11 protein-coding genes are annotated in these 13,508 nt (G+C 56.1%); 7 read left to right on the forward strand and 4 right to left on the reverse strand.

Features of this window, described 5'->3' with window-relative positions:
- Positions 1 to 388: 388 nt before the first annotated feature.
- Both NAT21_RS08265 and NAT21_RS08270 read right to left on the reverse strand, forming a co-directional pair.
- Positions 389 to 1,453: an acyltransferase family protein gene (locus NAT21_RS08265; protein WP_250937202.1), complete on the reverse strand. Its 1,065-nt coding sequence runs from the start codon at positions 1,451 to 1,453 to the stop codon at positions 389 to 391.
- A 197-nt stretch (positions 1,454 to 1,650) separates the two neighbouring features.
- Positions 1,651 to 2,655, reverse strand: coding sequence for an adenosine deaminase (locus NAT21_RS08270; protein WP_250937205.1), 1,005 nt, complete (start codon positions 2,653 to 2,655; stop codon positions 1,651 to 1,653).
- A 209-nt stretch (positions 2,656 to 2,864) separates the two neighbouring features.
- Between NAT21_RS08270 and NAT21_RS08275 the strand changes: the two genes are divergently transcribed.
- From NAT21_RS08275 to putP, 7 genes are all read left to right on the forward strand, one after another.
- Positions 2,865 to 3,851 carry a Bug family tripartite tricarboxylate transporter substrate binding protein gene (locus NAT21_RS08275; RefSeq protein WP_250937214.1) on the forward strand — a complete coding sequence of 329 codons (987 nt, stop codon included), beginning with the start codon at positions 2,865 to 2,867 and terminating at the stop codon, positions 3,849 to 3,851.
- Positions 3,848 to 4,291, forward strand: a complete 444-nt coding sequence (locus NAT21_RS08280) for a tripartite tricarboxylate transporter TctB family protein (protein WP_250937216.1) — start codon at positions 3,848 to 3,850, stop codon at positions 4,289 to 4,291. The genes NAT21_RS08275 and NAT21_RS08280 overlap by 4 nt, the downstream gene beginning before the upstream one ends.
- On the forward strand, positions 4,291 to 5,793 hold the full coding sequence (locus tag NAT21_RS08285) for a tripartite tricarboxylate transporter permease (RefSeq protein WP_250937219.1): 1,503 nt from the start codon (positions 4,291 to 4,293) through the stop codon (positions 5,791 to 5,793). Before NAT21_RS08280 ends, NAT21_RS08285 begins: the two co-directional genes overlap by 1 nt.
- 132 nt (positions 5,794 to 5,925) lie before the next feature.
- Positions 5,926 to 6,294, forward strand: coding sequence for a hypothetical protein (locus NAT21_RS08290; RefSeq protein ID WP_250937221.1), 369 nt, complete (start codon positions 5,926 to 5,928; stop codon positions 6,292 to 6,294).
- 28 nt (positions 6,295 to 6,322) lie between these two features.
- Positions 6,323 to 7,087, forward strand: a complete 765-nt coding sequence (locus tag NAT21_RS08295) for an AraC family transcriptional regulator (protein ID WP_250937224.1) — start codon at positions 6,323 to 6,325, stop codon at positions 7,085 to 7,087.
- Between the two features lie 194 nt (positions 7,088 to 7,281).
- Positions 7,282 to 10,473 (forward strand): bifunctional proline dehydrogenase/L-glutamate gamma-semialdehyde dehydrogenase PutA, encoded by a 3,192-nt coding sequence (gene putA / locus NAT21_RS08300; RefSeq protein WP_250937227.1) that lies wholly within the window; start codon positions 7,282 to 7,284, stop codon positions 10,471 to 10,473.
- Between the two features lie 68 nt (positions 10,474 to 10,541).
- On the forward strand, positions 10,542 to 12,023 hold the full coding sequence (putP, locus tag NAT21_RS08305; RefSeq protein ID WP_250937229.1) for a sodium/proline symporter PutP: 1,482 nt from the start codon (positions 10,542 to 10,544) through the stop codon (positions 12,021 to 12,023).
- A gap of 428 nt (positions 12,024 to 12,451) precedes the next feature.
- Here the strand turns inward: putP and NAT21_RS08310 are convergent, their stop codons facing one another.
- Both NAT21_RS08310 and NAT21_RS08315 read right to left on the reverse strand, forming a co-directional pair.
- Entirely contained in the window at positions 12,452 to 12,727 is a 276-nt protein-coding gene (locus NAT21_RS08310; RefSeq protein ID WP_250937231.1) for a hypothetical protein, read from the reverse strand.
- Positions 12,728 to 12,785: 58 nt separating this feature from the next.
- Positions 12,786 to 13,436 (reverse strand): MBL fold metallo-hydrolase, encoded by a 651-nt coding sequence (locus NAT21_RS08315; protein WP_250937232.1) that lies wholly within the window; start codon positions 13,434 to 13,436, stop codon positions 12,786 to 12,788.
- Positions 13,437 to 13,508: the final 72 nt, after the last annotated feature.

Consider the following 13,508-nt stretch of genomic DNA (forward strand, 5'->3'; position numbering starts at 1 on the left):
TCAGAAGGCGATACTCGTTATACTTTGGTCATATATCAATTTGTAACGAAAATCTACACAAAAAATGTATTTGTTGGCTATCACGGCACAGACATTAGCTGAAATCTAACTTAGACTTGCGCCCGAAGTATGATTACATGCTTCAGGATTACGAAAAACCATTATTCTAAACTCCAAGGAATATGAAATGTTCAAGGCTTTCACTGCTAAAATCGTTACAACTGTTATCGTAACTGTCAGCGTTACTGCCGGCGCTTATGCCTACTCCCAGACTACTTCTACCACCACTACCTCTTATTTCTCCGGTACTGCTGGTCAGATCTGCGGCTGAGAATATCTCGGCACGTGGAAGCTGCCCTTATGGGCAGCTTTTTTTATGCATGAATATTCAGCGCCTGCCTGACAGCAACATCCCCTGCTGCCACTGCGGAAGTGAGAAAAGCCCCTTGCCTGCTCCCTGATTCAATAGCCTGTAGACCCCCAGACACACCGCAATATTGACAGCTGTTGCGATGATCGGAAGCACAGCGGCACTCAGTTCAGAATAAAGGCCCAGTTCGGCAAAAGGCAGAACAAGCTGACAGGTCAGCAGGATGGTCATTTTGTGCATGACATAGATCGGAAGGGTATTTCGCCCCATGTAACAGGTAGTCTTCAGCGACAGATAGCGGGATACCAGACAGAAAAAGTCCAGACCTGCCAGCACCATGAAAATGGCCAGCAATGTTCGCCCGCCCGGTACATAAAGCCAGTCATAATAGGCCGCAGTCGGTAACAGCAGACAGGTCAGCGTTGAGAAACAGAGAAATCGCTTGAGACTGAACTCCCGAAATGCCAGCAGCAACTGTTCCCGGTAAAAACAGCCAACGGCGAAAAAGAAAGCATTTTCCGCAATGCCCTTGATGCCCCAGTTATGAATAAACGAGATCGAAAAGATCGACAGCATCAGGGAAACGAGTACCGCCGCATGGCCATACCGGCGCATCAGTTTGAACGCGACAAAATAAATCGCCAGCGCATATAGATACCACACACCGTTGGTACCATTCAGTATTGTTGAAAGCAGTTCGCCAGGCCCTGCAGGCAGTTCACCGGCATTGGGTACTGCTGCAGTATTGGCATAATGCGCCAGAAGCCAGGCCGTTACCGTGCGCGCCAGATACCACAACACATAAAGCCAAAGCATCAGATAAAGCCGAGGCCTGATGGAATCCCCCCAACTCCGCTTGACGATGGCTGAATGTGCAAGCAGTCCGGAGATCAGGAAAAACAGCGGCATTCTCAAAGGCTTGAGGGCAATGACGAGGTTATACCAGACCTTGTGCGCCAGCGTCTGATTGAAAGTACTGGCATCCATCATGAAATAAACGGCGTGATAGAGTACAACCAGAACAATACAGACCCCCTTGGCCGCATCAATCCAGTCCATCCTTCCCTTTGCATCTACACTCATGATCACTGCCTGCGGATTAAATATCATTTAATCATCCAATAATCCGCGACAAGGGTCTATTTAATCTACGTTAATATACAAAAAATAATATAGTGGCTACATCGACTCATTAATGTTTAATGATGTACAGGCCACACCACCATAAAAAAGCGCTCCGACTGGAGCGCTATGACACATTATAAAACCGACGATTTATTTCAGGGATTACCTGTGGCCTTTTCAAGCTGGGCATAAAGCGCTTCGCGACGTGCTGGCGTTACAAATGCTGCTTCAATGGCGTTGCGTGTCAAAAGTACCCAGGTATCACGGGAAAATGCAAAGGCGTTCTGAACAGCCTCGTAATTGGCATTCATGTACCCGCCAAAATAAGCCGGGTCATCGGAATTGATGGTGACACACAGGCCACGCTCGATCATGGCGGGCAAGGGATGGCCGGTCATGTCGGGAACGGTCTTGAGATAGACATTCGATAACGGGCAGACCGTCAATGGAATGCGGCGGGCAATCAGGGTTTCTACCAGTGCCTCGTCATCAAGGCACCGAATGCCGTGGTCAATACGCTCGACCCCCAGGGTGTCCAGCGCACTTCGAATATAGCTGGCAGGCCCTTCTTCCCCGGCGTGTGCCACGAGGTGGAATTCGTCTTCACGGGCACGATCAAAGACCCGGGCAAACTTCTCGGGCGGGTTGCCCACCTCGGCAGAATCAAGGCCGATCCCGATGAAATGCTCGCGATACGCCAGTGCCGCTTCGTAGGTTTCAAGGGCGTGCTCCTCGGTCATGTCGCGCAAAAAGCTCAGGATGATGGCGCTGGAAATACCCATCTCCCGCTCGGCGTCCTGACATGCCCGGGTAATCCCCTCAAGCTGGGTTGACAGCGCCACCCCGCGTGACAGGTGAGCCTGCGGATCAAAGAAAAGCTCGGTATGGACCACATTGTTGGCCTGACAGCGCGTGAGGTAGGCCCACGTCAGATCATAGAAATCCGCTTCGGTGAACAACACGTTCATGCCTTGATAATAGAGGTCAAGGAAGGACTGCAGATCCTCGAAGTCATAGGCAGCCCTGACAGCCTCGACCGAATCAAAAGGCAGCGTTACCTCATTGCGGCGAGCAAGCTCGAACATGAGCTCGGGCTCCAGCGTTCCTTCAATGTGCAAGTGCAACTCGACCTTGGGCAGCTGGTGTAAAAATGAGCTCACGTTAATCTCCTGCAACTGTTGATGTCGTAACCGATGGGGAATTATCCCATGTTTTCGATCCAGATGCCGCTTCCTCCCTGCACCTTTCGTCAACTAGACCAAAGGTGTCTATACAGCCAGCGTAGCGGTCGCTAGATTTTGTCTGAGAGAACAATATTCTACCTTACAGAATTGTAAGGTTCGAAAACCGGTCTGCGAGGAGCACTTCAATGAAAAAAACGATTCCCATGGCCTGGCTTGCGGCCACTACCCTTACGTTCGCTGCCGGCTCCGCACTGGCGTTTGAACCGCATGGAAAGGTTGACTGCATCGCGCCCTCTGACCCGGGCGGCGGCTGGGACTTCACCTGCCGTAGTGTTGGCCGACTCCTTGAGCAACAGGACATCGTGCCGGCCAGCGTTCAGACCACCAATATGGCTGGTGCCGGTGGCGGCGTAGCTTTCGCTCACACCATCAGCAAACGCAGCACCGATGATCAATTGATTGTGGCGGCCAGTACGGCAACCACCACCCGCCTGGCACAAAAGCAGTTCCCGGGCATGAGTGCCGACATGGTGAAGTGGGTCGCGGCGCTGGGAGCAGACTACGGAATCATTGCAGTTGGCAAGGACTCCCCCTACAACTCACTGAATGACCTGATTGCAGCCATCAAGAAGGACCCACGCTCGGTATCCTTTGCCGGCGGCAGTGCAACCGGCGGCTGGGACCACCTCAAGGTACTCCAGACAGCCGAGGCCGCCGGGGTAGACAAGATCAAGCGCATCAAATATCTGTCCTTCAATAATGGCGGTGAAGCCATCACGCAGATCCTGGGTGGCCACATTACGGCCTTTACCGGCGACATTTCCGAATCGGTAGGTTTTATCGAGTCCGGCGACCTGAAGGTTCTCGCCGTGCTGTCTGACGAACGACTGCCGGAGCCGCTGGACAACATTCCGACAGCCAGGGAACAAGGGGTGGATACGGTCGGTGCCAACTGGCGCGGTTTCTACATGCCCGGCAAGGTGTCGGATGACAGCTACCAGTGGTGGGTCAAGACCATGGATCAGCTTTACGCCACGGACGCCTGGAAATCGGTCATGAAGCAAAACGGACTGATGCCCTTCCATCTTTCAGGTCAGGAATTCTCGGACTACGTACATCAACAGATCAAGGATATCAGCACACTGTCCAAAGAAATCGGCCTGACAAAATGAGGATCAATGATCGCCTGTTCGGAGCCCTTTTCCTCCTGCTGGCCGTCGCGTACGGCTGGCAGGCACAACAGTTCCCCGAGCCCATGGGGGGCAGTGAAGCCATCGGACCGTCAACGTTCCCCACGCTACTGGCTGTCGTTCTGGGGCTTGGCAGCCTTTATATGATGCTCAAGCCGGACGAGGATGAAGCCTGGCCGGTAGGGAAAACGCTGGTGGAGCTTATCGGCATCATCGTCATTCTGGTGGTCTACACCGCACTGCTTGAAACGGTCGGATTCGTGATCATGACCACCCTGGCTGTTGCCCTGCTCAGCTGGCGCATGCAGGCCCCACCGCTCAAGGCGTTGATGACCGGGCTTGTCAGTGCCGTAGTGGCCTTTGTCATTTTCAACTACGGGCTTGAACTCACCCTGCCTGACGGCATTCTGGAGCTGGGCTGATGGAAACACTCAATTACCTGATGGATGGTTTCAGTGTTGCCCTGACGCCAACCAATCTATTACTGGCATTGATCGGATCCTTCCTGGGCACCTTGATCGGCGCCCTTCCAGGCCTTGGTCCGGCCAATGGCGTGGCCATTCTCATTCCTCTGGCCTTTACGCTGGGCCTGCCGCCGGAATCGGCACTGATCATGCTGACAGCCGTATACGCCGGCGCCATGTATGGTGGTCGGATTTCCTCGATTCTTTTGAATATCCCGGGTGACGAGCCAGCCATGATGACCTGCCTGGACGGCTACCCCATGGCACAGCAGGGCAAGGCTGCCGAGGCACTGACCATTTCAGCGGTAGCCTCGTTCATCGGCAGCATAGTGGCCACGATCGGCCTGATTATCCTGGCGCCGGTACTGGCTGACTTTGCCCTGCATTTCGGAGCAGCAGAATACTTTGCCCTTTTCGTGCTGGCCTTTGCTACCCTGGGCGGCATTACCGGCAAGAATCCGGTCAAGACCATTGTGGCAGCAGCACTTGGTCTGATGATGTCGACCATCGGTATCGATATCTCTACCGGCCAGCCTCGCTATACGTTCAACACCCTGGAACTGTTTGAAGGCATAGATTTCATCATTGCCATCGTAGGCCTTTTTGCCATCTCCGAACTCCTGTTTTTCATCGAAAAGCACATGGGTGAAGGAGAAAGCATGGTCAAAATGAACAAGCTGACCATCAGCATCAAGGAAGTAATCGCTGTTCTGCCGACCAGCCTTCGCTGCGGTGTCGTCGGGTTTATTGCCGGGGTACTGCCAGGCGCCGGCGCCTCACTGGGCAGTTTTTTGAGCTACACCGTTGAAAAACGGATCCTCGGCAGCAAAAACCGCTTCGGAGAAGGTGATCCTCGCGGCGTAGCCGCGCCGGAAGCCGGCAATAATGGCGCAGCCAATGGTGCACTCGTTCCCATGCTGACGCTGGGGATTCCGGGCAGTGGTACCACGGCGGTCCTTCTGGCCATGCTGGTGTCACTCAACATTACGCCGGGCCCAATGATGTTTCAGCAGCATGCAGACATCGTATGGGGGGTTATTGCCGCACTGCTGGTCGGTAACGTGCTCCTGCTGCTGCTCAACATCCCGATGATCGGTATTTTCGTCAAACTGCTGTCAGTGCCGCCGAAGTACCTGATGCCGATCGTGACGCTGGTAGCCATCGTGGGCATCTATTCCATCAGCCACTCGCCCTTTGATCTGTACTTCATGGTGGCCTTCGGGGTGCTGGGCTATATCCTGCGCAAAACCGAAATTCCGCTGGTACCCGTGATTCTGGGCCTGCTGCTGGGGCCTGAAATGGAGAAAAACCTGCGTCATGCCATGACCCTGTCAGATGGGGACTGGAGTGTACTGTGGGGCACGCCACTGGCCATCGGCATCTGGGCCGTCGCCATTCTGGGTCTGGTACTGCCTTATATCGTGGGACCGGTACTCAGAAAACGCATGCAACGTTCCTGAGTCGACCGCGCAGCTCATCAAAACGGCCTCTTCCTGAAGAGGCCGTTTTTTTGCCACCCATGTTCAGCCTCGTTTCACAGCCGGACTACGTGTTAAAATACTCCTTTCCTGAAGCTGTCAGAGGCGATGTCCATGGCACTATATCTTCTGACCTTTTCCGTTTGCCTTGTCATTCTGGGTTTCATGGTGGTAGCGCTGGTGCTTTCACGCCGTACTTCGCGTTATCGCACCGAGCCGGGCCAGCTGCTGGACCTGCTGGAAGCAGCGCTTGACCATCGCCTCAGTGAACATCAATGGAATGCGGTCATAGGTTATCCAATACGACATGATGACTACCTGGAGGGCGTTCGTCGGCGCTGCCAGATCATCATGGAGCAGCACGGGCAGCCCTGGCGCTTTGAACGACAGGGCCGGCTGTTTTCAGCCGCCGGAATGGAGGAGCTGGACGCCCTGCGCAGTCATCTCGCCGCTCGCCTTGGCCTTTTGGGTGTTTCAGCCTGAGCACGCCGACAGGAAGGAGCAGTGCTTCATGACCAGCGCATCACGCCATCTGATTCGCATCGCTCCGCTGGATGCCGTCAGCCAGCATCATGCCCATGATCATTTTCAGATTGTCATTGGCCTGTCCGGGCGAGCCGCCTTCGTGATCGATGGCCAGGGAGGAGAAATCGGTCCCTTTCAGGGCTGCCTGGTGCCTGCGGGGCGAGAGCATGCCTTTGCAGGCATTGGCAGCAATCGCCAGCTGATTCTCGATCTGCCGGAAAACTCACAGCCCGTATCAGGCCTTTACTATCGGCATCGCCGTCTGTTTGAAGTACCCCGCTATTTTGAAATCGATGAAGGGCTGGCCCACTACCTGGCCTTCATGGTCAAGGAAATCGATCAACAGCCAGCCGGGACCGGTAATGATCTGCTGGCAACAACCCTGCTGAGCAGCATCTATCATCGGCTCTTTACCCACGGGCATGCTACCCAGCGACTCGACCTCACCGCCATCGATGACTATATCTATCGACACATGCGCGAGGGGGTCCATGTTTCGGGCCTGGCCCAGCTGATGTTTTTGAGTACTGCCCATTTCAGTGCCCTGTTTCGTGAGCAGACAGGCATGCCACCGTACCAGTATGTCATGCGGCAACGGCTGGCTCAGGCCCGGTTTCTGCTTCGAAGCAGCGCCTCCTCGCTGACGGCCATCGCCGAGCAATGCGGCTTTGCCAACCAGAGCGCCCTGTCCCATGCCTATCGGCGCCATTTCGGTTACGCCCCTACCCGCGAGCGCCTTCGGCAGACCTGAGCGCGACAAAGAGACACACCTTCCGCAGTTCTGACATGCGACTCCTTGAAAATGACAAGACGCCACCCCCGGCAGAACGTAAAGTCACCGCAAGGCGCATCCTTCCCTCCCCGGGAATAACACCAACAAATTTCCTGTTGTTTCCCGACAACAGAGACCCTACTGCGCTATTCATGGCCTCGAGAGGAACCCACATGCTATCGACCGATCAAATGCTCGACGCCGCCACCTGGCAGCAACCCCTGAATCACCTTTTCAAGCAGATCAGCGATCATTACATTGTTGATGAAGATGCCTATGTAGAGGCCCTGATCAAACTGATCTATACCGACGACCGTGATCTGAAGCGCGTCGGTGATCAGGCTGCCACGCTGGTACGCGAAGTCCGCGCGATGGATACCTCCGTGGATTCCATCGATGAACTCCTGCAGCAATACAGCCTGGATACCCAGGAAGGTGTTCTGCTGATGTGTCTGGCAGAAGCACTGCTGCGAGTACCGGACCCGGCTACCGCTGATGCACTGATTGATGACAAGCTGGGTGTGGCCGACTGGAAGTCCCATCTGGGCAAGAGCGAGTCATGGTTTGTCAATGCCTCGACCTGGGGTCTTTTGACCACCGGGAACGTCCTCAAGATGGACAAGCCGAAAGATGGCCGACCGGCGACCTTCATCAACAGGATGGTCAACCGGATGGGCGAGCCGGTTATTCGTCAGGCCATGATGCAGGCCATGAAGGTCATGGGGCGCCAGTTTGTCCTGGGGAGAGATGTCAACGAAGCCCTCAAGCGATCAAAGCCCCTGTTCAACAAGGGCTATACCTATTCCTACGACATGCTTGGCGAGGCAGCACTGACCCGCAAGGATGCCAAACGCTATTTCGACGATTATGCCCGCGCCATTGAAGCCGTTGGCGGAGCTGTCAAAAAGCTGGGTGATACCACACCGTCACCGTCCGTATCGATCAAGCTGTCCGCCCTGCACCCGCGCTATGAATTCGCACGGCGCACCCAGGTCCTTGAAGAGTTGTCGGCTACCGTACGTGAACTGGTTAAGATGGCCCGGGAACGTGACGTTGCACTGACCATCGATGCAGAAGAAGTAGATCGTCTCGAGCTGTCACTGGAAGTATTCCGGGCCGTTTACAGCCACGCCGTGTGCAAGGGCTGGGGCAAGTTCGGACTGGTAGTACAGGCATATTCCTCACGTGCCCTGCCCGTCCTTCAGTGGATGAACCGGCTGGCTGACGAACAGGGCGACGAAATTCCGATTCGTCTGGTCAAGGGAGCGTACTGGGATACCGAAATCAAGGAATCCCAGCAGATCGGCGTGGAAGCCTACCCGGTATTTACGCGCAAGGCCTGCAGCGATATTTCCTATCTGGCCTGCGCCAAGTTCCTGCTGTCGGAAAACACCGACGGACGCATCTTCCCCCAGTTTGCGACCCACAACGCGCACACCATCAGTGCCGTGCTGGATCTTGCCGGTAAACGCAATCGTCCCTTCGAATTCCAGCGACTGCACGGCATGGGTGAGGCGCTCTATGATGCAGCGCTCAAGCGTGCGCCGAAGGGCACCTACTGCCGAATCTATGCCCCGGTAGGCGCTCACAAGGATCTACTGCCCTACCTGGTCCGACGCCTGCTTGAAAATGGCGCAAACTCCTCGTTTGTCCATCAGCTGGTCGACCCCAAGGTGCCTGTCGAGGACCTGTGCATCCATCCGGTGGATACGCTCAGGCAGTACGCGTCCTATTCCAACCGTCGCATTCCGCTACCGCCCAATATCTATGGCTCAGGCCGTCGGAATTCAAAAGGTGTGAACTTGAATATCAACAGTCAATACCAGCCGCTCGTCGATGACATGGCCCGTTTCATGGACAAGCAATATTATTATCGCCCGCTGCTCGGCTTTGATGTGCCCGAGGATGATTCACAGGTCAAAAAGGTCATCTCTCCGTACGACCATGAGCAGGTAGTCGGCAGCATCCAGTGGACAACTGCCAGCCAAGCCGAGAAGGCCGTCGAAGCGGCATGGAAGGCGTTCCCGGGCTGGGATGCCACCCCGGTTGAAGAGCGTAGCGCCATTCTTGAGCGCTTCGCGGACAAGCTTGAAGCCAACATGGCCGAGCTGATGGCCCTGTGTACTCGTGAAGGCGGCAAGCTGCTGACTGACGGTGTCGACGAGATTCGCGAGGCCGTGGACTTTGCCCGTTATTATGCAGCCCGTGCCCGTGAAGTGTTCGGCGAAGCCACCCTGCTTCCGGGGCCGACCGGTGAGTCCAACGAACTCATGATGATGGGCCGAGGTGTATTTGCCACCATCAGCCCATGGAACTTCCCGGTTGCGATCTTCTGCGGTCAGACCATCGCCGCAGCCGTCGCCGGTAACACCGTGCTTGCCAAGCCGGCAGAGCAGACGTCGCTGGTAGCTTCGCGTGTCATCGAACTGCTGCATGAAGCAGGCATGCCGAAGGACGTGGTCCAGCTGCTGCCCGGCGACGGTCCGACGGTCGGCGCGGTCCTGTCCAGCGACCCGCGCATCACCGGTATTGCCTTCACCGGCTCGACTCACACCGCCCAGATCATCAACCGCTCGCTGGCCGCGCGCGAAAATGCCGCCCTGCCGACACTGATCGCTGAAACCGGCGGTCTTAATGCCATGATTGTCGATTCCACGGCCCTGCCGGAACAGGTGGTATCCGACGTAGTGGGCTCAAGCTTCCAGAGTGCAGGCCAGCGGTGCTCTGCCCTGCGCGTACTGTATGTTCAGGAAGACGTGGCCGATCGGGTAATCGACACCCTCAAGGGAGCCATGGCAGAACTCAGCGTCGGTGACCCGTCACTGCTGTCTACCGATGTCGGGCCGGTCATCGATGAAGATGCACGCAAGGGCCTGCAGGCACATATCGACAAGCTCAAGGGTGAAAATCGGCTGGTAGCCGAAACGCCGGTCGATGAGTCCATCGTGTCCAAGGGCTCGTTCATTGCACCTACTGCCTTCAAAATTGATGGTATCGATACGCTGGAGACCGAGCAGTTCGGGCCGATACTCCACATTGCCACTTTCAAGGCATCCGAGATAGACCAGGTGATTGATACCATCAATGCCAAGGGCTTTGGCCTCACCTTTGGTGTACACAGCCGCAACGAATCGTTCACACGCCACGTCGCGGGACGCATTCGTGTCGGCAACGTGTACGTCAACCGAAACATCATCGGTGCGGTGGTTGGCGTACAACCCTTCGGTGGTCAGGGCTTCTCCGGTACCGGCCCCAAGGCAGGTGGTCCCCACTACCTGTTGCGGTTCGGTACGGAACAGACCCGTACCATCAATACGGCAGCGCTGGGCGGAAACGCCTCCCTGCTGGCACTGGGTGACGAATAGGTAATAGCCCCAGGCGAGCACGGCACCTGTCTGCCGTGCTCGTATAACAATAACCCGAGGAACATACCATGATTGAAAACAGTTTACTGATTGGCATAACGTTCGCCGTCTACCTGCTTCTTATGCTGGGGATCGGTGTACTCGCCTACAAGCGCACCAGTGATTTATCCGACTACATTCTCGGCGGCCGTTCGCTGGGCCCCTGGACCTCGGCCATTTCTGCCGGCGCGTCCGACATGTCAGGCTGGTTGCTGCTCGGCCTGCCTGGCGCGGCCTACATGAGTGGCCTCTCCGCAGCCTGGATCGGCTTTGGCCTGCTGGCAGGTACCTGGCTGAACTGGCTGCTGGTAGCGCGCCGTCTGCGCATCTACAGCTTCGTGGCCAGCGACTCCCTGACACTGCCCGAGTACTTCGAGCGGCGCTTCCGGGACAACAGCCACGCCATTCGCGTTATCTCGGCCATCTTCATCCTGGTATTCTTCCTTTTCTACACAAGCTCCGGGCTGGTTGCCGGCGGCAAGCTGTTCAATACCGTTTTCGGGATCGATTACTTCTGGGCGGTCACCTTCGGCACGATTGCCATCATTTCCTACACCTTCTTTGGCGGGTTCCTTGCGGTTTCATGGACCGACCTTATCCAGGGTCTGATGATGGCCGCTGCGCTGGTTGTAGTGCCAATCGTAGCCGTGTTCGACATGGGTGGGATCAGCAATTCCATTGCCCGTATCAATGCGGAAAATCCGTTGCTGCTTGAGTGGTTCCGTGACGCAGCGACCGGCGACAACCTGACCTGGATTGCCATTGTCTCTTCCCTGGCATGGGGACTTGGCTATTTCGGCCAGCCGCATATTCTGGCGCGCTTTTCCGCCATCCGCAGCCCGGACGATGTGCCCACCGCACGCCGCATTGCCGTGATCTGGTCCATGCTGGGTCTGGTTGCTGCCGTCTGCATCGGCCTGCTGGGACTGGTTTACGTACCGCGCGATCTGGCAGATGGTGAAAAGATCTTCATGATCATGGTCAACTTCATCTTCCATCCTGCGGTCGCCGGCATCCTGCTTGCCGCCATTCTGGCGGCGGTCATGTCAACCGCGGACTCACAGCTGCTGGTCTCTTCCTCGGCACTGGCTGATGACTTCTACAAGGCTCTGTTCCGCAAGGATGCCTCGCAGAAGGAGCTCATGTGGGTTGGCCGCATATCGGTACTGGGCATTGCCCTGCTGGCCTACCTCCTGGCCCTTAACCCGGATGCCAGCGTTCTGACTCTGGTGTCCTATGCCTGGGCCGGCTTTGGTGCTGCCTTTGGTCCGTCACTCATCCTGTCCCTGTACTGGAAGCGCATGAACCGCTGGGGTGCCCTCGCAGGCATTCTGGTCGGTGGCATTACGGTACTGGTATGGTCCGAGTTGAGTGGTGGTATCTTTGATCTGTACGAGATTGTTCCGGGTGTGATCTTCTCCTACATCGCGATCATTGTCGTCTCGCTCATGACCAAGGAGCCGGATGAGGCCATCAGGAAAGAGTTCGACAGCGTCGTAAACCAGCGCTGATACGAACTGTCGTGAAAAGCCCGCCTTGTGCGGGCTTTTTTGTGCCAAAGGTCCAAGGCGCTTTACAGCACGCGTTTGGTAAAATCACCTGCAGAGCCCGCCCTCACACGGACGCAGTGGTATTGAAATGGCGATGTACCAGCCATGTTGCTGCCCAACATCGTCAAAGTCTGAGGTGTCTGAAAGTGCTTCCAATCGAAAATGGCGCCAGCCAGCTCCTCAGCCACGCAGGAAAATGCCCTCCGGCCTGATTCCACCACGTGCCACCGCCCGAGGTACTCGTGTGAACCTGCATCAAGGCTGCACTCCTGCACACGCTCGTTTCACGTCCCACTGGCTCATCAGGGAAATCATGCCTGCTCACACCGAAGTGCAGACGTAAAAAAGCCCGGAAGAAACCGGGCTTTTCACTACGGCGACGCCAGGGTTCAATGAACCTTGCTGAGCGCCCAGACCATGACCTTCTGGACCACATAGGCGATGATCGCCAGGAGGATCAGGGTGAGAAACATTGAAATGGGACGAACAATCAAAGTGGCGACCAGCACACCCACCACACCACTCCACAGATAACGGTCATTGTCATCTACCTTGAGCGCATCGGGCACCCATTTTTCAACAAACCGACCAAACCCGCCATCCCAGTTCTTGAAGGCGAAAAATGCGACCAGACCGCATACCACTATCCAGATCAACGCTACCATTCTTTCTCTCCATTACAGTCAACAGTCATCAGCGACGCCAGCGGCGCCATCAGGGGCATCACGCCAGAACGTGATCGCCTACAAAGGGGTTGCTACGACGCTCCTCTCCCAGCGTCGACGGCGCACCGTGACCGGGAATAAAGCGCAGATCATCCCCCAGCGGCCACAGTGTTTCAACAATCGAGCGGATCAGGGTGCCATGATCACCTCCGGGAAGATCAGTACGCCCTATCGACCCCTGGAACAACACGTCTCCGGTTTGCGCCAGACGCGCCTGTTCATCCACATAAATCACATGCCCGGGTGCATGACCGGGGCAATGATAAACCCTGAGCGTCCGCTTGCCGATGACAATCTCGTCACCCTGCGTCAGCCAGCGGTCGATGGTAAACGGTGCCGGCGACGGAAAACCGAACCGGGCAGCCTGCATGGCCAGATTGGACAACAACGGCTCATCCGCCTGATGAGGACCGGTCACCGGCACATCATAATGGGCCACCATGTCAGCCACTGCCCCGACATGATCCAGATGGCAGTGCGTCAACAGGATGCCCGTTACCTTGATGCCCAGTTCCGACACCGTCGCGATGATGCGCTCCGGCTCACCACCCGGATCGACAATGGCACCTTCAAGCGTGTCATCGCAGTAAAGGACCGTACAGTTCTGGGCAAAGGGGGTAACCGTAATGCACGCATACTTGAGAGTCATGGGGAAATATCGCCCGCATTTTCAATGAATGTAAAATGAAAAGAGTACCCCTCGAGCCGCCGTCGGCGCAAT

It is taken from the genome of Larsenimonas rhizosphaerae, assembly GCF_023700005.1.
GTDB lineage: Bacteria > Pseudomonadota > Gammaproteobacteria > Pseudomonadales > Halomonadaceae > Larsenimonas > Larsenimonas rhizosphaerae.

What these genes read in the sequence shown, in the direction of transcription:
- putA (WP_250937227.1), top strand. Translation starts at nt 7,282, where the DNA reads ATGCTATCGACCGATCAAATGCTCGACGCCGCCACCTGGCAGCAACCC.
- NAT21_RS08295 (WP_250937224.1), top strand. Translation starts at nt 6,323, where the DNA reads ATGACCAGCGCATCACGCCATCTGATTCGCATCGCTCCGCTGGATGCC.
- NAT21_RS08265 (WP_250937202.1), bottom strand. Translation starts at nt 1,453, where the DNA reads ATGAGTGTAGATGCAAAGGGAAGGATGGACTGGATTGATGCGGCCAAG.
- NAT21_RS08315 (WP_250937232.1), bottom strand. Translation starts at nt 13,436, where the DNA reads ATGACTCTCAAGTATGCGTGCATTACGGTTACCCCCTTTGCCCAGAAC.
- NAT21_RS08285 (WP_250937219.1), top strand. Translation starts at nt 4,291, where the DNA reads ATGGAAACACTCAATTACCTGATGGATGGTTTCAGTGTTGCCCTGACG.
- NAT21_RS08310 (WP_250937231.1), bottom strand. Translation starts at nt 12,727, where the DNA reads ATGGTAGCGTTGATCTGGATAGTGGTATGCGGTCTGGTCGCATTTTTC.
- NAT21_RS08275 (WP_250937214.1), top strand. Translation starts at nt 2,865, where the DNA reads ATGAAAAAAACGATTCCCATGGCCTGGCTTGCGGCCACTACCCTTACG.
- NAT21_RS08280 (WP_250937216.1), top strand. Translation starts at nt 3,848, where the DNA reads ATGAGGATCAATGATCGCCTGTTCGGAGCCCTTTTCCTCCTGCTGGCC.
- NAT21_RS08290 (WP_250937221.1), top strand. Translation starts at nt 5,926, where the DNA reads ATGGCACTATATCTTCTGACCTTTTCCGTTTGCCTTGTCATTCTGGGT.
- putP (WP_250937229.1), top strand. Translation starts at nt 10,542, where the DNA reads ATGATTGAAAACAGTTTACTGATTGGCATAACGTTCGCCGTCTACCTG.